The 17,429-nt window shown below is 62.2% G+C and carries 14 protein-coding genes; 9 read left to right on the plus strand and 5 right to left on the minus strand.

Features of this window, described 5'->3' with window-relative positions:
- Positions 1-81: 81 nt before the first annotated feature.
- From DSCA_RS14025 to DSCA_RS14045, 5 genes are all read right to left on the minus strand, one after another.
- Positions 82-1,044 (minus strand): sugar phosphate isomerase/epimerase family protein, encoded by a 963-nt coding sequence (locus DSCA_RS14025; protein WP_167527772.1) that lies wholly within the window; start codon positions 1,042-1,044, stop codon positions 82-84.
- A 34-nt stretch (positions 1,045-1,078) separates the two neighbouring features.
- A complete protein-coding gene (locus tag DSCA_RS14030) occupies positions 1,079-2,242 on the minus strand; it encodes a 3-dehydroquinate synthase family protein (protein ID WP_155317016.1) in 1,164 nt (387 codons plus the stop codon).
- A 322-nt stretch (positions 2,243-2,564) separates the two neighbouring features.
- Entirely contained in the window at positions 2,565-4,199 is a 1,635-nt protein-coding gene (locus DSCA_RS14035) for a response regulator (protein ID WP_155317017.1), read from the minus strand.
- A gap of 42 nt (positions 4,200-4,241) precedes the next feature.
- Positions 4,242-5,408: an alcohol dehydrogenase-like regulatory protein ErcA gene (gene ercA / locus DSCA_RS14040; protein ID WP_155317018.1), complete on the minus strand. Its 1,167-nt coding sequence runs from the start codon at positions 5,406-5,408 to the stop codon at positions 4,242-4,244.
- A 269-nt stretch (positions 5,409-5,677) separates the two neighbouring features.
- Positions 5,678-6,370 carry a sulfite exporter TauE/SafE family protein gene (locus tag DSCA_RS14045; protein WP_155317019.1) on the minus strand — a complete coding sequence of 231 codons (693 nt, stop codon included), beginning with the start codon at positions 6,368-6,370 and terminating at the stop codon, positions 5,678-5,680.
- 441 nt (positions 6,371-6,811) lie between these two features.
- Between DSCA_RS14045 and DSCA_RS14050 the strand changes: the two genes are divergently transcribed.
- From DSCA_RS14050 to DSCA_RS14090, 9 genes are all read left to right on the plus strand, one after another.
- Positions 6,812-7,375, plus strand: coding sequence for a nitrous oxide reductase accessory protein NosL (locus tag DSCA_RS14050; protein WP_155317020.1), 564 nt, complete (start codon positions 6,812-6,814; stop codon positions 7,373-7,375).
- Entirely contained in the window at positions 7,372-7,680 is a 309-nt protein-coding gene (locus tag DSCA_RS14055) for a hypothetical protein (protein ID WP_155317021.1), read from the plus strand. Before DSCA_RS14050 ends, DSCA_RS14055 begins: the two co-directional genes overlap by 4 nt.
- Positions 7,677-8,834, plus strand: a complete 1,158-nt coding sequence (locus DSCA_RS14060) for an ABC transporter permease family protein (protein WP_155317022.1) — start codon at positions 7,677-7,679, stop codon at positions 8,832-8,834. Before DSCA_RS14055 ends, DSCA_RS14060 begins: the two co-directional genes overlap by 4 nt.
- Positions 8,825-9,532 carry an ATP-binding cassette domain-containing protein gene (locus DSCA_RS14065; protein WP_155317023.1) on the plus strand — a complete coding sequence of 236 codons (708 nt, stop codon included), beginning with the start codon at positions 8,825-8,827 and terminating at the stop codon, positions 9,530-9,532. Before DSCA_RS14060 ends, DSCA_RS14065 begins: the two co-directional genes overlap by 10 nt.
- A complete protein-coding gene (locus DSCA_RS14070; RefSeq protein ID WP_155317024.1) occupies positions 9,529-10,563 on the plus strand; it encodes a hypothetical protein in 1,035 nt (344 codons plus the stop codon). The genes DSCA_RS14065 and DSCA_RS14070 overlap by 4 nt, the downstream gene beginning before the upstream one ends.
- A gap of 382 nt (positions 10,564-10,945) precedes the next feature.
- Positions 10,946-13,891, plus strand: a complete 2,946-nt coding sequence (locus DSCA_RS14075) for a 4Fe-4S dicluster domain-containing protein (RefSeq protein ID WP_167527773.1) — start codon at positions 10,946-10,948, stop codon at positions 13,889-13,891.
- 328 nt (positions 13,892-14,219) lie between these two features.
- On the plus strand, positions 14,220-15,539 hold the full coding sequence (nrfD, locus tag DSCA_RS14080; RefSeq protein ID WP_155317026.1) for an NrfD/PsrC family molybdoenzyme membrane anchor subunit: 1,320 nt from the start codon (positions 14,220-14,222) through the stop codon (positions 15,537-15,539).
- A complete protein-coding gene (locus DSCA_RS14085; RefSeq protein WP_167527774.1) occupies positions 15,529-16,053 on the plus strand; it encodes a DUF3341 domain-containing protein in 525 nt (174 codons plus the stop codon). The genes nrfD and DSCA_RS14085 overlap by 11 nt, the downstream gene beginning before the upstream one ends.
- Positions 16,054-16,055: 2 nt before the next feature.
- Entirely contained in the window at positions 16,056-17,285 is a 1,230-nt protein-coding gene (locus tag DSCA_RS14090; protein WP_167527775.1) for a polysulfide reductase NrfD, read from the plus strand.
- The last annotated feature ends 144 nt before the right edge of the window (positions 17,286-17,429 follow it).

Genomic DNA, 17,429 nt, shown 5'->3' on the forward strand with positions numbered 1-17,429 from the left:
GCGGCACCCCTGACCGGGGCCGGCCACCCCCTTCTGGGTGATGGTCAGGCCCCCCCGGCCGGCGGGACCACCGGCAGCAAATCAGAGGTTGGCCCTGGCGAGGCATCGGTCCAGCGCAGCCTTGGCTTTCCCGATGGCTTCCGAAGGACGCATTTCACGCAGCCGCGCATTCCACGGCTCCACGACGACCGGGCCTTCGAAGCCCAATGCATCCAGTTTGTTGAGCATGCCGGTCAGATCGATCGTTCCCGTTGCGCCCGGCAGTTCCCGTTGGAATTCGGGCAGGGTGAACCGGTCGTAATCGCCGTCCAGGCCGTCATTGACCTCCACATAAACAACCTCTTCGGGCGCCAGTTTTTCAATATCCAGCAGTCCGGCGCCACTGGTGTACCAATGAAAGGCATCCAGCTTGATGCCCACGCAGTGCTGTGAACCCGCTGCTGCAATGAGCGCCCGGATGCCGTCAAGGGTGTGGATGAAATCGAACCGTCGCTGCCGCCGCATCGTCGTGGGGCCGATGAATTCCAGTCCGAGGCGCACCCCATAGGCTTCCAGCAACGGCTTGATCCGTTTCAGCCGCCTGCACAGCAGTGCGAAGTGGTCATAATAGGGCAGGGTGTCGGAAGACGGCTGAACGTACCCGACGCAACGGTCGAAACCCGCTTCCCGGCATAGAGACAGATCCTGCTCGAAAGTGGTAAGGCTCTGCTCGAATTCCGCGTCAGCGTGGCAGGCATTGAAAGCAGCCGAGAATGCAAATGCCCCCGGCTTCAGGTGGTACTGCTCGATCAGCTGGAGGGCCTGACCGGGGCCATGTTCCCTCAGGAAGTGACGGTCCGCGTTGACGGCGTCAAATCCGAATTGCCGGGCCAGCCGACAGCTCTCCGGAAACGGCAGGACATGGCCGAGGGATCCGCAGTGCGGGCGGTCGGTGTGCGCGGGTGCATCGGTTACATTCAGCGTGCGGAGCCATCTGCACCGGGCTTTCGCCGGAGACGTCTTCAATGCTGTTTCAGGCGCTTTCGCCGGATCGTGGTTCCTCATTCCAGGTGCCAAACCATACGAAACCGCTTTGGATTCAGGCGACATAGTTTTGAAAAAACTCCTCAATCACCCGTCGAACGATTTTTTCATCCACGTGGACGAGAAAATCGCCGTTTTCCTTTCTGCATTGTCCGATGCGCTGCAAAAGGACATACCGGACATCGCTGCCGATTTTTTTATTGTCGACATACATCGTACCGAAGATATTCGCCGGGTTAAGATGCTCCGGGAGACGTGGCCTCAGCGCCAGGACATCATCGATCAGCCGGTAATGGAGTGCGACCGCATCACCATCGATATAGCCTAATTTCAGGGAAAGCTCGGCGGCGATTTTCATGCCGATGGAAACGGCTTCACCGTGTGTCAACGCACCCTTTGCAAGCCATTCGATGGCATGGGCAAAGGTGTGCCCGTATTCAAGAATGATCCCGTATCGCCTTTCGGTCGGATCCTTTTTGAGAATTTCAAGCTTGGAACGGATCAATTTGAAGCACAGGTCCGTCAGCTGCTGTGAAGAGTAATCCCCTTTCTTCCTGATGGCGTGTTCCAGAAAGGGGAGACATGCGTCCTGGTCGATCAGCCCGTTTTTGATGCCCTCGATGATGCCGGAACGCTTGAATCGCAGGGGTTCCGTCTCGGTATATCGCGTGTCTGTCCATGCAAAAACAGGAGCATGGTAAATTCCGAAATTATTTTTGCCGTATTTCCCGTTCACGGCCTGCTTGTTGCTGAGCATCCCATCGGTCTGGTGGGTAATCGTGGTGGGGACTTCGACAAAACGAATCCCCCTGAAGATCAGCCCGGCGGCGAGACCGGTGATGTTCCCCACGGAACCGCCTCCGAAAGCGATCAGGAGCGATCGCTTGCTGACCCCTTTGGCGACAAGTCGGTCACACACGTCTTGGAGGACGTCGAAGGTCTTGCAGGTTTCCCCCCTGGGAAGCAGGTGGATATCCGTGGCAGGAAATGTTTGTTGGATCTTGTCGAAAAACGGTTCGCCGTATAGGTCGAAGATAAACGCATCGGTCAATAAAAAAAAACGGTCTACAGGACGATGGCGGGTTGCGCGGTCGAGGGTGTCGATAAAGTGATCCTCGATATCCCGGCCGAAGAATAAGGGAAATGTCGGTTCCAGCCCAACGTCTATCCGGATGAATTTTCCGCGATCGAATTCGATTATCGGGTTGTAGTCAAACATTCACGGTAACTATAACGTTTCGATCGCATGGCCAGTGAGCCGCCGGACCTTTGGGTTGTCCCATTTCAGGTGTCATCGGATGGTCTTGAACATGCGCGTCTCCTTCACGCGGCTCGCCGATATACCGTTGTCATCCTGCCCCGAATGGCCCGGGCGAACCAACCAGGCCCGCCGGCAGGCTTTTGCAAAGCGCATTGTTCAACATTTTCAGAGCTATGGATAATAGCTTAAATTTACTTTATGTCAAGGCCAACCCCAATTATAATCACCGCCGCCGGTGGCCGCCGATTGACAGTCGCTTTTTCGGAAGTGAAGCCGGCCGTCAATCGAGGATATCCCTTACTTTCCGGGACAGGGCATTGACCGTGAACGGTTTCTGGATAAAGCCGCGGCACCCGCGTTTCAAAATGCCTGAGGCCAGGCCGTCGATACTGTAGCCGCTCGACAATAACACCCTGACATCGGGGTTCACGGCTTTCAACCGGTCGAAGGTGTCGCCCCCGTTCATGTGCGGCATGATCAGGTCCAGGATGATCAGGTCAATCGATCTCGCCCTGTTTTCATAGATGTCCAGGGCCGCCTGCCCGGAGTCCGCCGTGATGACGGTGTATCCCAGTTTGCTGAGGAGCTTTTCACCGACCTCGAGGATAATCGATTCGTCATCCACCAGCAGGACGGTTTCGCGGCCCTTTTCAAGGCGTTCGGATTTGACCTGATGCTTGGGGACCGCCTTTTCGGATGCGGGCAGGTAAAAGAAAAAAACACTGCCCCGCCCCGGCTCGCTGTCGACATCGATCCCCCCCTGGTGATTTTTAATGATCCCGTAGGCGGATGCCAGGCCGAGCCCGGTTCCCTTTCCGACACCCTTGGTCGTGAAAAAGGGGTCAAAAATCATCGGCCGCACCGCCGGCTCAATCCCGGTTCCCGTATCGGCGACGGACACGCGGACATACCGGCCGGGTGCGATGGCGTATGGGGTGGCATCGTTTTCGTCGAGGAACTCATTGCGGGCTTCCACCACGAGGTCGCCGCCATCCGGCATGGCGTGCCAGGCATTGATGAACAGATTGAGCAGGACCTGCTCAATCTGTCCGCGGTCCGCGTCAACCGGCCACAGATCCATGGGGAGTTTTTGCTGAATCTGAATTTCCTTGCGGGTCCGGCCGAACATCTCGGCGCCGGATTTGATCAGGTCATTCAAATCCGTCGGCTTGACCTCATACTTGCCGCCCTGTGCAAGCCCCAGGAGCTGGCGGGTCAGATCCACGCCCCGCTGGACATATTCTTCAATCTGCTTCATCTGCCGATAATGCGGGTCGCCGGGCTGGTGATCCAGCATCGACAGGGATGCATTTCCCTGGATGCCCATGAGAAGGTTGTTGAAATCGTGGGCGATGCCGCCGGCAAGGGTCCCCAGCGATTCCATTTTCTGGGCCTGCTGAAGCTTGATTTCAAGCTGTTTCTGGGCCTCTTCATTCCGTTTGCGCTCGGTGAGGTCGCGGGTGAGATCATAAAAGCCCACCACATCCCCGCCGGGTTCGGAAACCGGGACGAAGCTGGCCTCCAGCCAGACGGTGCCGCCGGCCTTCCCGGTGAAAGCCCCTTCGAACCGGACGTGCCTGCCCGACAGGGCGGACCGGACGTACCGTTCAACGTTGGCGTAGTTGTCCGCCCCGATCACATCGCGCATATGCCGGCCGACGATGGCGTCCCGCTGTATCCCAAAGGCGCGTTCATACTCGAGATTCACGAATTGAAAGCACTGATTGGCGTCCACGTAGGAGATTCGGGCAGGCAGGCTGTCTGCCAGCAGGCGCATGCGCTTTTCGTTTTCACGCAGGGCGGACAATTGTGCCTGCAGCTGCGGATAGTAGCTTTTGCGTGTGGATTCCAGGCTCAGGCCGAGAAATTTTTCCCGCGCCTGTTTCAATCCATCCGGTTTTTCGAGTCTGGCCATGATTTCAGTTATCGACCTGAAAATCCAAAAAAGAAGGTTCTGTCAGAAAATCTTTTCAAACAGGGTTTCGATCTCCGCGGGGGCGGCATCCCGCGGGTTGGTCGCCAGGCATGGATCCATGGACGCATGGGCCGCCAGCCCGGGGATGTCTCCGGCAGCGACGCCCAGGTCCCTCAGCCGCCTGGTGATTCCCAGCCCGCGCCGCAGTGAAGCGATCCGATCCTCCAGCGCCGATGCGATTTCGGACGGATCCCCTGCGCCCGCCTGGACCCCCATGGCGGCGGCCAGTTGGGAGTATTTTTCCGATGCGGCCGGGAAATTAAACGCCACCACCTTTTCCAGCAGCAGCGCATTGCATTCCCCATGAGCCAGATTCCTGGCGCCGCCAAGGCTGTGGGCCATGGCGTGAACCAGACCGAGGCTGGCGTTGGAAAAGGCCAGCCCCGCCATCAGGCTGGCCATCATCATATTATCCCGGAAGGTGCAGCTGGACGGCTGCCGGCAAGCACCCGGCAGATTGCCGACGATCAGCCGCACCGCCTGGAGCGCGGCCATGTCGGTAAGCGGAGATGCGGCACTGGACACAAAGGACTCAAAGGCATGGCAAAGGGCGTCCATACCGGTGGCGGCCGTCAGTTCCGCCGGCATGGTCAGCGTCGTTTCAGGGTCCACCAGGGAGATGTCGGGAACCACCATCTTGCTGATAATGGCGATTTTCACCTGCCGACGCGTGTCCAGAATGATGGCAAATTGGGAAATATCCGCAGATGATCCGGCCGTCGTGGGGATAAAAATCAGCGGCGGTCCCGGGTTGGGAATCGCGTCAACGCCTTCGAAGTCAAGCACATGGCCCTGATTGCCGACGACCACGCCGATCCCCTTGGCGCAGTCCATGGGACTGCCGCCCCCCACGGCCATGATAAGGTCGCATGCCTCGCCGGCGTATACCCCGGCCCCGGCCATGACCTCGTGGTCTTTGGGGTTGGGTGTGACGTCACTGAATACCGTGAAGGGAATGCCGGCTTCGGACAGGCTGGCTGCCACCTTGTGGGCCCAGCCGGCTGCGATCACCCCCGGATCCGTGACGAGCAGCACCTTGGAAGCACCGAAATTGCCGGCGTGACGGCCGGCCAGCCCCAGCGCGGAGGCACCGTAGACGATCTCCGGAACCAGGAATTTTCTGAGGTTGAGCAAGGTTTTTGCGTCCACGTCAAGGCTCTCCTTTTGTATTGCCAGACCGGCCCGGCATTCCCGTTGAAAACAGGGTCGCCTGGAACCCGTCGGCCGGACCCCGCCGCTCGGTGCAGGCGGGTTGTCGGGAAGCTGCGTTCCTTATTCATATTAAGACTGAATTGACAGGGTTCAATTACTGTGTTTTTGGGCCAAAGAGATATGGATGGGGCCGACAGCTGCCGCGCACGGGCGTCTGTATCACCGCCGCAGGCAGTCGCCGGTGCCGCGCATGGACCGGCCATCGTTCAAACCGACACCACCTCGAGCGCCCTGACCAGCAGCATCGCCGCCATGCCGATCATGACCAGGCCGGCCAGGAGATCGGCCTGCTGCCGGAAGCGGTTCAAAAAGACCGCCGCACCGGCGCCCACGGCCAGCAGCCCCGGCAGGGTGCCCATACCGAAAATCAGGGCCATGGAGGCACCGGCCCATACCTGGGCCCCGGAGAGCGCCTTGGCAAAAGCGGCATAGGAAAGCCCGCAGGGCAGGCCGCCCAGCACCAGTCCCATGAGAAACAGGTCCAGGTCGCTGCGCTCGCCGGCTGTCCGGGACATGAGGCGCCGCCAGCCGGGCATCCGGTTGGGCATGGCAATGGCCAGCCACCGGGGTTCGGCGACAATTCCCATGCGGGACAGGCCGAAAAAAAGCAGGAACAGCCCCGCCAAAAGGCCGATCCCCACCTGCACCCGGGAGATCCACACCATCGGGTCGCCCCCGACGGCCGCGGCCAGACCGATCAACCCGCTGCCGGCGGCCCCCATGACGGCACCGATGATGCTGTAGGTGATCAACCGGCCGGCATGGTATGCCAGATGGGCCGAAAACCGGCCGGTCTGGCCGGGGAGGGCCACGATCAGGGGCCCGCACATACCGATGCAATGGCCGGTGCCCAGCAGCCCCAGCATGAACAGGGCAATCGTATCCGTTGGCGTTGTCATCTTCTCACCCGCGCCTCAAGTCCCGTCCCATGAGGCGGTTTGATAATGTGGCGGTCCGTTCAGCATTCAGTCGGGCGATCATTTCAACCGGAGCAAGTCACTGAGTATGTCGAGAATTGAAACCGTCGTCCGCCACCGATATTGGCCGAAACGGGGCTTTTAGAAACCGGCGCCCCTTTCTGCGTGTTTTTCCGGAACGGGCATGTCGAGGTCCGGATCGAGGCCGCGGGGTTTCTGAAAACACCGGTGCAGCGGCGCTGCGTCGAGGATTTCAAAAACATGGGAAGCAGATGCGGGTCTCAAAATGCCGTTTCCGGGTGGCACGATCTTGCAGTTTCTCACAAAAGCGGCTACATTGACACTCTCTTTTTCCGGTTTTCAACAGCCGTTTCGCTTGCATTAACAACCTCATCATTTTTCTGACTAAAAGGAGGCACCGATTTGAAATTCTCATCGGACACCGGTCAATGGCTGCGGGCAACCCTTGTAATGGTCGTCCTCGTTCTCGTTCCCGGAGCCGCGCCGGCGGCCGAGGGCGGGCCGGCCCCGGCATTGAAATCACTTTCGGCAGACGGGCAGATGACCCTCAGCGAGACCGACCGCTGCCCGGTCTGCGCCATGTTTCCCGCCCGGCGCCCGCGGACCGCCGCGGCCATGACGCTGAAAAGCGGTGAGACGTTTTATTTTTGCGGCAACGGCTGCCTGCTGAGAACATGGCTGAGGCCCGCGGCCTACCTGGGAAAAACCCGGGCTCAGATCGACCGTCTCGTGGTCCGGGACTACTTTTCCGGCCAACCCATTGACGGGCGAACGGCCACCTGGGTGGCCGGTTCCGATGTGGTGGGCCCCATGGGCCCGGCCATCATCGCCCTGGGTGACCCCGGGCAGCTGGCCGTCTTCAAGGACCGCCATGGCGGAAAAACCGTATTCACTTTCGATCAGGTCGACGACGATCTGTGGAAACAGATCAGCCGCCGCGAATTGCCGGCGGCCCGGGCGGATTGAATCCTCGGGCCCGCCTGATGGAATGCCGGCCTGATCGGAAAACCCGTCGGCTGCCGGCACCGTGTCAGACGGCACGGCGCCTGTTGACCATCGCCGTTCTGGCCAGCGTCCTGGTGGCCCTGGTCGTCGCCGGCGACCGGGCCATGCGGGGCTGCCACCAGGATGACGACGCCAGGGCGTGGATGGCGGCATTGTCCCTTTCCGCACCGGCCCTTTACGCCGCCGGCGGCCCCATGCGCCATCCGGAAACCGAGCACCCGGCGGTTGACCTGCGATTCTCTCCCGGCCTGGGAAGGGCCCCATGAAAACGAAGCCCGGATTCACCCCCATGGCCATCTGGGCCGCACGCGAAATCCAGCGCCATGCGGGCCGGGCCGTGCTTCTGTTTGCCTGCCTGGCCAGCCTGGTTTTTCTGACCGCCACCCCCCTGCTGTTCAGCCAGGCACTGGACACGACCTGGGCCAACCTCATGGACCAGGCGCCGGATCTCGTGGTCAGGCGTATCGACAGCGGCGGATGGGCCCCCATCCCCGCCCGGGCCGCAGTGGCCCTGGCCGCAAAAGTCCCCGGCGCCCTCAACCCCACCGCACGGCTGTGGGGCGTGGTGCCGGGTCCGGCGGGCCCGGTCACCGTCGTTGCCACCGATGGCATCATCCCTGAAACGGTGCGCCGGGGGCTCAAGGCCCCGGTGGCCGGACAGGCCGTGGTGGGCCTGGGTGTGACCCGCGACATGCCGGGCAGCCGGTTGAAGCTGGGCGGCCGCATCCCCGTCACCCTGGAGGTCGTCGGCACCTTCCCGGCCGGCACCGGTCTGGCCACCCATGACCTGGTCTGGATGACCCCGGGTGATGCCCGCCAGTTGCTGGGACTGGCGCCGGATCAGGCCAGCGACCTGGCCGTCCATCTGTTCCGGAGGGAGGAGGAACAGGCCATCCAGACCGATCTGGCCGCCGCCTTTCCCTGGCCCGTACGCATTACCGATCGCAGCACCGGCACCCTTCGCCATCACACCCTGGCCGTCCGCAGCGGCGGCATGGCGGTGGTGGCCGGTATCCCGGCCCTGCTGGCCCTGCTGCTGATCGTCACCGGCACGGTCGTCGACACCGCCGGCCAGCGGTCCCATTGGGGCCTGCTCAAATCCACGGGGTGGACCACCGCAGACATTGTGCGCCTTCAAATCATCAAGGCCGCCATCGTGGGCGTCCCGGCGGTAATGCTGGGTCTGGCGGCGGCCTACGGGGCGGTCTTCTATCCGCCCGTCGCCGGGGTCACCGCGTACTGGATCACCGGCGGCCAGCACCTGCCGCGGCTGACCCTGGCCGGCACCGGTGCCATGATGATCATGATCGAAATCGCCGCCATGGTGGGGCTGCCCTTCATGGCTGCCGTTTTTCTCACCAGCCTTCGGGGCGCGGCGGGGGCACCGTGGCGCATGCTTCAGGCGGACCCATGGAACTGAACACCGGACTGGCCTGCCGCCGGCTCGATTTCCGGTGGCCGGGAAAACAGGCCGAGGCCCCCCCCGTGCTGGAATCGGTCGAGGCGCAATTTTCTCCGGGCACGGTCAACCTGGTGACCGGTGCAACCGGCAGCGGCAAGAGTACGCTCCTGCATCTGCTGGCCGGCCTGCTTCGCCCCACGGCCGGCGAGATATGGGCCGACGGACAACCGGTTTCCCGCTGGCCGTCGCGGCACCGTGACGCGTGGCGGCAGCAGACCGGCATCGTTTTTCAGCACCTGGCATTGATACCGGACCTCACCGTGGCGGAGAACCTGGTGCTGCCGCTGATCCCGCGGCAGATCGTCTGGTCCCGCATACAGGCCCGCATCCACCGGCAGCTTGCCGTCGCCGGCCTGTCCGACCTGGCCGACACCCCGGCAAGCGCCCTGTCCGGCGGGCAGCGGCAACGGGTCGCGATGGCCCGGGGCCTGGTGGTCCGGCCCCGGTTTCTCCTGGCCGATGAGCCCACCGCCTTTCAGGATGACGACCATGCATTACAGATCGGTGAAATGATGGCCGCCGCCGCCCATGACGGCGCGGTGGTCGTCGTCTGTTCTCACGACCCGCGGCTGCGGTCATCCCATCGGGTTGACCGCCGGTTTCTATTGGACTCGGCATCCCTGGTCGAGACCCCGGACAGCCTGGCAGCGCCATGATCTGGCACCCCCTGGTATGGGCATTCTGGGCGGCGGCGGTCACCGGCGTTCTGCTTTATTCAACCGGCGCCGCTCAGGCCGTGGACGTGATGCTGAACTGGGCCCCGGGGCGAGCGGACGCCGACCAGCTGCAACGTGAGCGCCGTGCGGAAACGGCTGCGTTGCTTGGGCACTGGGCGTTGGGCAGCCTGACAGCGGCGGCCATGCTGGGGCTGGTGGGAATCGCCGTGGCCTGGCATCGGATCGTTCCCGGTGCCATGTGCGGTACCGGCGTCCTGCAGGCCATGGGAACCGACGGCAGCCGGGCCATGATTTTCTGGAGCCTCACCCTGATGATCCTCTACGGCTGGGGCACCCTGGATCGCCTGGACAGCCGTCATCCGCAAGGATACCTGACCCAGGCCGCGGCGCGGACGATGATCTGTGCCGCCCCCTTCCTTGTCCTGGCCGTCTTCTTCTCATGGCAGGCCCTGATGCGGATTGAAAACGTCACCCCGGTCAGCTGCTGCGCGGTGGTCTACGACCGGGTACTGGACGATGCCTCCGGGTCCGCGGCCATGAAACGGCTGGCACCGGCCTTCCTCTGGGGAAGCCTGGCGGGCAGCGCGGCATTGCTGATCCTCGCGGTGGCCGGCATCCGCCGCCCGGGCCGCGGCGCGGGCGGCCTGGGTTGCGCCATCGCCGTCCTCTGGTCCGTGGGGGCAACGGTTTCCGTCAAGCAGGTGTGGTCCGCCTACTACTACCAGGTTCTCTCCCATCCCTGCCCATGGTGCCTGTTCCTGCCGGACTATTACGGCGCCGGGTTCTTCATTTTCGCCTGCGTGGCCGTAGTCGTCATGGAGAGCACGGCACTCTGGCTGGCCGACCGCACCCGCAGCCGATTCCCGAACCTGGCCGATCCATCCGAAACCCGCATCCGGCGGGCCGCCTGGCGGACCCTCATCGCCCTGGTCGGATTCACGGTCCTGGCCACCGGACCGGCCATCGCCTGGCGCCTGCACACCGGGGTCTGGCTCGACGGCGCACCCTGATCCGTGCAGCAGCCGGGAACCCGTAAGGTTCGGTGGAGGGCGACGCCCACTGCGATTGACGCCGGCATCCCTGCGGGGCCACAGCCGTCGACATCGACGCCATTTCTCATTCCTTCGTGCCTGCAGGGCCTTTGCCCCTGCTGCCCGCAGGCAACCGGGGCTCGCGTTAGGCAATTGACAACCCCATCAGGCTTTTGTTATCGTGACACCAATTTACATCAAACCGTTTCATTCCCGACAAATACCAGCAGCACGGCCGCACCGCTGACGCCGGATTGAGAATGTCATTGACATTGAGCCGTCCATCGACAGCAGGATAGGTACCGCACCCGACCAATTCATGCCATCGGCATGGAAAACCTGGCACGAACGGGCATCACGCATGAATCGCAGAACCTTTCTCAAGATCGCATCCATGGGCAGCGTCGCCTTGGCCACCGGCTGCTCCACCGAATCCGAAAACAACCTGTTCACCATGGTCCAGGCCACGGAGGACATGGTCACCGGCAAGGAAGCCTGGTATGCCTCCACCTGCCGGGAATGTCCGGCCGGCTGCGGCGTCCTGGCCAAAAACCGTGAAGGACGGATCATCAAGCTCGAGGGCAATGGCCTGCACCCGGTCAACCGGGGCGCCCTCTGCATCCGGGGCCAGGCCGCCCTCCAGGGGATTTACAACCCCGACCGCCTGCGCACCCCGCAGCTGAAAACCGGGGACGGCTGGCAGGAGATTCCTTTTTACGAAGCCGAGGCATTGATCCGAAAACGGGCCGCAGCGGCCGCCGGCCGAGGTGCCGGCCGCATCACCATGGTGACCGAAACCGTCGGCCGGACCCAGCTGGATCTCTTTGCCACGGTGTTGCGGCATTTCGACAGCCAGCCGCCCGTGGTTTTCGAACCCCTGGCCTATGAAGCCCTCAAATTTGCCTATCAGGAGATTTTCGGGGCCGCCGTTTTACCGGTACTGCGCATGGAACAGGCCGATGTGCTGGTCGGCTTCGGTGCCGATTTTCTGGAGACCTGGCTCTCGCCGGTGGAATACGCCCGCAAGTTCAAGGCCATGCACCTGCTCAGCAACGGCGGCAAAGGTGTGTTCGTCCAGGTAAGCCCGTTCCAGTCGCTCACCGGCGCCAATGCCGACCGCTGGATCGGCTGCCGGCCCGGCACGGAAGCGGCGGTGATCATGGGGTTGGTCCGGATGGTCGTCGGCGGTGAAAACGGGCGGAACGTCCATCGGGACGTGCGCAAGGCCCTGGCCGGGATGGCCGAAGCCTTCACCCCGGAAGCGGTGGCCCGGATGTCGGGCGTCAGCGTGGAAGACCAGGCCGTCGTCGGGCGGCAATTGCTGGCGGCCAGACGCCCCCTGGTCCTGGGGCCGGGATGCGGCACCGACGGCGGCGGTGCAGTGGCCGCGGAACTGGCTGGCCTTTTTCTCAACCTGGCCCTGGACCCCGAATTGTCCCTGTTCGATTTCAACAACCGTCACCGGGTGGAGATCGCCGACCGGCGGTCCACCGTGCTGGCGGCGTTCGATGCCATGGATGAAAAATCCGTGGACCTGGTCCTGCTCAACAACGTCAACCCGGTCTTCGCCATTCCCGGGGGCGACCGTATTGCCGGGACGCTGAGCGATAAAAAGCGATTCGTGGTGGCCTTTTCCAATTTCGTCGACGAGACCGCCGCCACGGCCGATCTGATCGTACCGGTGCAGATGGCCCTGGAAACCTGGGACGCCTTTGAAAGCAGCAGCACCACCATGGGCACCCTGCAGCCGACCATGGGCAAAATAACCCAGGCGCCTGCGCTGGGGGATCTGCTGCTCAATCTGCTGCCGCCCGACAAGCGGCCCGCGACGGACTACCAGTCCATGGTGACCGCTGCCGTTCTGGCCGGTCAGGAGGATGAGACCCCCACCACCTGGCTGAAGACGATCCAGACAGGCGGCCGCTTTTCCAAAGGTAAGTCCTCGGGCAAGGCTCCCGGGGCCGGCATGAAAGCCGCGGCCACCCTGGAACGCTACCTGGCGGCGCTGCCGCAAGCAGACGCGGCGGATGTACTCGTGGCCCCGCCCTCCATCCGTTTTTTCGACGGCCGGGGCGCCAACCGGCCATGGTTGATCGAAACGCCCGATACCCTCACCCAGATCCCCTGGCAGACCACGGCCCTGATCCATCCGGACCGCATGGCCGCCGACGGACTGAAGGAAGGTGACGGCGTCGTCCTGGAAACCGGAGCCGGAACGATCGAATTGCCGGTCTACCCTTACGCGGGGGTTTTCCCCGGAGCCGTTGTGGTGCCCGTCGGACAGGGACACACGGCCTTCGGCCGCTGGGCCAGCGACCAGGGCGTAAACCCCATCGCCGCACTGGATCCATCGCTGGATGCCGACGCAGGGGCGCCGTCGTTGGCGACCCCCCTGACAAGCCTGACAAAAACCGGCCGAACCGTGGCCCTGGCCAGTACCTCGGGCCACCGGGAGTCCCTGCACCGTAAAATCGCCCTGACCGTTCCCATCGAACAGGTCGGCCACCCGGACGGGCACGGTAAACCGGGCCTGACCATGGACAATTTTCCGCTGACCCCGCCGACCCCCGAGGGATACGATCCCAAACGGGATCTCTACCCGCCCCATGACCATGACGGCTACCGGTGGGCCATGGTCGTGGACATGGACCGCTGCATCGGCTGCAGCGCCTGCGTGGCGGCCTGCTATGCGGAGAACAACATCGGCATTGTGGGCGAAAAGCGGATCCTGGAAGGCCGCGAGATGGCCTGGCTGCAGATCCAGCGTTACCACGACCCGGCGGACATGGCCCGCATGACCTTTCTGCCCATGATGTGCCAGCACTGCGACAATGCCCCCTGCGAGGCGGTCTGCCCGGTCTACGCCCCCCACCACTCCAAGGAGGGGCTCAACAACCAGATTTACAACCGCTGCATCGGCACGCGTTTTTGCGCCCAGAACTGCCCCTACAAGGTGCGGCGCTTCAACTGGTTCGACTGGCAGTGGCCCGAGCCGCTGGACATGCAGCTCAACCCCAACGTCACCGTGCGCAGCAAGGGCGTGATGGAAAAATGCTCCTTTTGCATCCAGCGCATCAAGGACGCCCACAACACGGCCAAGAATGAAGGCCGGGCCATCCGCGACGGCGAAGTGGTGCCGGCCTGCGCCCAGACCTGCCCCACCGGCGCGCTGACCTTCGGCAGCCTCATGGATCCGGCCAGCCGGGTGAGCCGGCTGATCAGGGATCCGCGGGCCTACCAGGTGATGGGCTACCTGAACACCAAGCCGGCGGTGATTTACCTGAAGAAGGTGGTGCAGAAGGTTTAGGCATGTATGTGTTTAGACCGAAGGCGGAAGGGTTGTCGGATGAGGACTCGGAATAAAATTCAGAAGTCAGGAGATAGGAGGAAAACGGTTTCACTGCGCTCCGGTGTTGTTTTAAAAAGACCGAGCCGAAGGCAAATCCGCACTTCTGGATGCTAAATTCTGGATAATTGTCGCAAAAGAAACGGTGATCGACACAAAAAGTTGGGAAAAGGCTTCCTGAGAATGCTTTTGGCAAGGCCAGAGGAAGGAAGCTGTATTCGGATATACCGCGACGACCGATAACGCCGTCCAAAAGCGTTCTCAGGAAGCCGACATACATAGGGAAGCAATGGAACAGACACTGACCTACCAGACCATCGACGATACCGTCCTCGACACCCTGACGACGCCCCGGCGCAGCTACTGGGTGGTCGTGGCCCTGCTTTTTGCCGGCGTACTCATGGGGGCGGGATGCTGGACCTACCAGATTCTGGTGGGCATCGGCGTCGCCGGCCAGAACAACCCGGTTCACTGGGGCACCTATCTGATCAACTTCGTCTTCTGGGTGGGGATCGCCCATTCGGGCACGCTGATTTCCGCCATCCTGCACCTGTTCCGGGCCGGCTGGCGCAACCCCATCGCCCGGGCCGCCGAGACCATGACCGTCTTTGCCGTGTGCACCGCCGGCCTCTACCCCTTCATCCACCTGGGACGGGTCTGGATGGTCTACTACATGCTGCCGGTGCCCAACCAGCGAACCCTGTGGCCCAACTTCCAGTCGCCGCTGATGTTCGACGTGGTGGCCATTTCCACCTACCTGACGGTCAGCAGCCTGTTCTGGTACACCGGCATGCTGCCGGACCTGGCCACCATCCGGGACCGGGCCCACGGTGTGCGCCGCAAGATTTTCACCGTGCTCTCCCTGGGATGGACCGGCGAATTCGAGGTATGGCGCCACTACACCCGCGGCTATCTCTTTTTCGCCGCCCTGGCCACCCCGCTGGTCATCTCGGTGCACAGCGTGGTCTCCTGGGATTTTGCCCTGAGCGTCGTGCCCGGCTGGCACACCACCATCTTCGCCCCCTACTTCGTGGCCGGCGCCATCCATTCGGGCCTGGCCATGGTGGTCACCCTGATGATCCCCCTGCGCATGATCTTCCGCTACGAAGCGATCATCACCGACCGCGTCCTGGAAAGCGTGGCCAAAACCATCGTCTTCACCGGCCTGATCGTGGGATTCGCCTACGCCACCGAAATCTTCATCGCCTGGTACAGCCACAACCCCGTGGAGGTGGAGTCCTTCCGCTGGCGGGCCTTCGGCGACTACGCCCTGGAATACTGGATCATGGTGACCTGCAACACCATCATCCCGCTGCTGCTGCTGTTCAGGAAGGTGCGCACCAACATCCGCGTGCTCTTCGTCATCAGCCTGCTGGTCAACGTGGGCATGTGGTATGAACGCTTCGTGATCATCATCGGGTCGGTGGCCCACGATTTTCTGCCCCACGCCTGGGGGCTCTACTCACCCAGCTGGGTTGAATTCGGCATCATGATCGGCAGTTTCTGCCTCTTTTTCTTCCTGTTCGTGCTGTTCGTCAAACACATGCCGTCGGTCGCCATGACCGAGATGAAAGAAACCCTGCATGAAGGAGAGCATCATGCCGGCTGACACCATTTCCATCATGGGGATCTTTGCCAGCGAAAACAGCGCCGCCACGGCCATCGACGGGTTGCGGGAAACGGCCTGGACCGTCGAGCGGGTTCACAGCCCCATTCCCAGCCACGCCATCGAACACGCCCTGGAGTTGCCCAAGAGCCGGGTAGGCTGGTTCACCCTGGCCGGTGGTATCACCGGGTTCTTTACCGGCTTTTTGCTGGCCGCCTTCACCGCCACCCGCTGGTCCTTGATGGTCAGCGGCAAACCGGTGGTGGCCCTGGTGCCGTTTTTTATCGTGGGATTTGAATTCACCATCCTTTTCGCCGTCTTCGGCAACGTTCTGGGCCTGATCTCCCAGGCCCGGCTGCCGCGCTTCGATACCCGGCCGGGCTACGACGAACGCTTCTCCGGGGACCGTTTCGGGGTGCTGGCCCGCTGCCATGCCGACGAGCAGGATGAGCTGACCCGTTTTTTCGAGGAAAACGGTGCTGAGACCAAAACGGTAAACGAATGGATGGAAAGGTGACCATGTCCACACTCCCGTCAAGCGATCAGGAAAGACCACTGCCGCTGATGAAGATTTTTTACGGCCTGGCGGCCGCCGGCGCCCTGATTTTCATCACGGTCGCCGTTGTGGGCAACCCGGCCCGGGCCTGGCAGGCCTACCTGCTGAACTTCCTGTTCTTCTCGGCCATCGCCCAGGGGGCGGTCCTCTTTTCGGCCCTCATGCACACGGTCAAAGCCCGCTGGAGCGGCCCCCTGGCCGATGTGGCCGAATCCTTCGCCGCCTTCTTCCCGGTATCCCTGGTGCTGTTCGTCATCCTGTTCATTGGCCACCAGCACGTTTTTCCCTGGCTGCACGAAGACCTGCACGGCAAGGAAGTGTGGCTCAACCTGCCTTTCATGTTCGGCAGGGACTTGGCAGGCCTGTGCCTGCTCTACGGGTTCGGCATGGCCTTTCTCTATCACCGACTCTACTTCACCCTGAGTATCCGGGGCGCATCGGGCCCCTTCGGCCGCTGGCTGCTGGCCCGCTGGGAGAAAAATCCGCCAGACGAAGATCGTCTGGCCGGCCGCATGACGGTCTTCGGCATCCTCTACCTGCTGGCCTTTGCCCTGGTCCTTTCACTGATCGGCTACGATCTGGTGATGGCCACGGATCCGCACTGGTACTCCACCCTGTTCGGTGCCTATACCTTTGTCAAGGCGGTCTACATCGGTTTCGGTGCCCTGATCGTCCTCAGCGCACTCCTGCATCTGAGCCGCAGGAACGGCTACCATGTCGAGGAAAGCCAGTTTCACGACATCGGCAAACTCTTTTTCGCCTTCTGCCTGGTGTGGGCCGATTTCTTCTATGCCCAGTTCGTGGTGATCTGGTACGGCAACATCCCCGAAGAGACCGCCTACATCATCGAACGCACCATGGCCGCGCCCTGGAGCACGCTGGCCTGGACCGTTTTCATCGGCTGCTTCCTGGCCCCGTTCCTGATCCTGATCAACCGCCGGATCAAAACCATGCCCCGGGCCATGGTCGTCATCTGCCTGGCCGTGATGACCGGCATCTGGCTGGAGCACTACCTGCTGCTGGGTCCCTCCTTTCATCACCACGCCCATCACATCCCCCTGGGCTGGGTGGAAGCCGCCGTGGCCGTGGGCTTTTTCGGTCTGCTGGCCGTTGCCGTGACGGGATACTTCCAGCAGTTTCCCGAGTTGCTGAAGGGCACAGAAGTGGAGACAATTGAGGTTGAAGCCGGTTAGGAGGCAGACGAAAAAAGGTCGATGCATCTGATTGAAAAATTGGGGATTGAGGGCTTAAGGAATTGAAAGAGCGACTGCCGTCGCAATCCCTTTTTACCGATACCGAATAAATTGCGGGCCAGACAGTGGGATATCAGGTTAATG

Origin of the sequence: Desulfosarcina alkanivorans (assembly GCF_009688945.1) — a bacterium.
GTDB lineage: Bacteria > Desulfobacterota > Desulfobacteria > Desulfobacterales > Desulfosarcinaceae > Desulfosarcina > Desulfosarcina alkanivorans.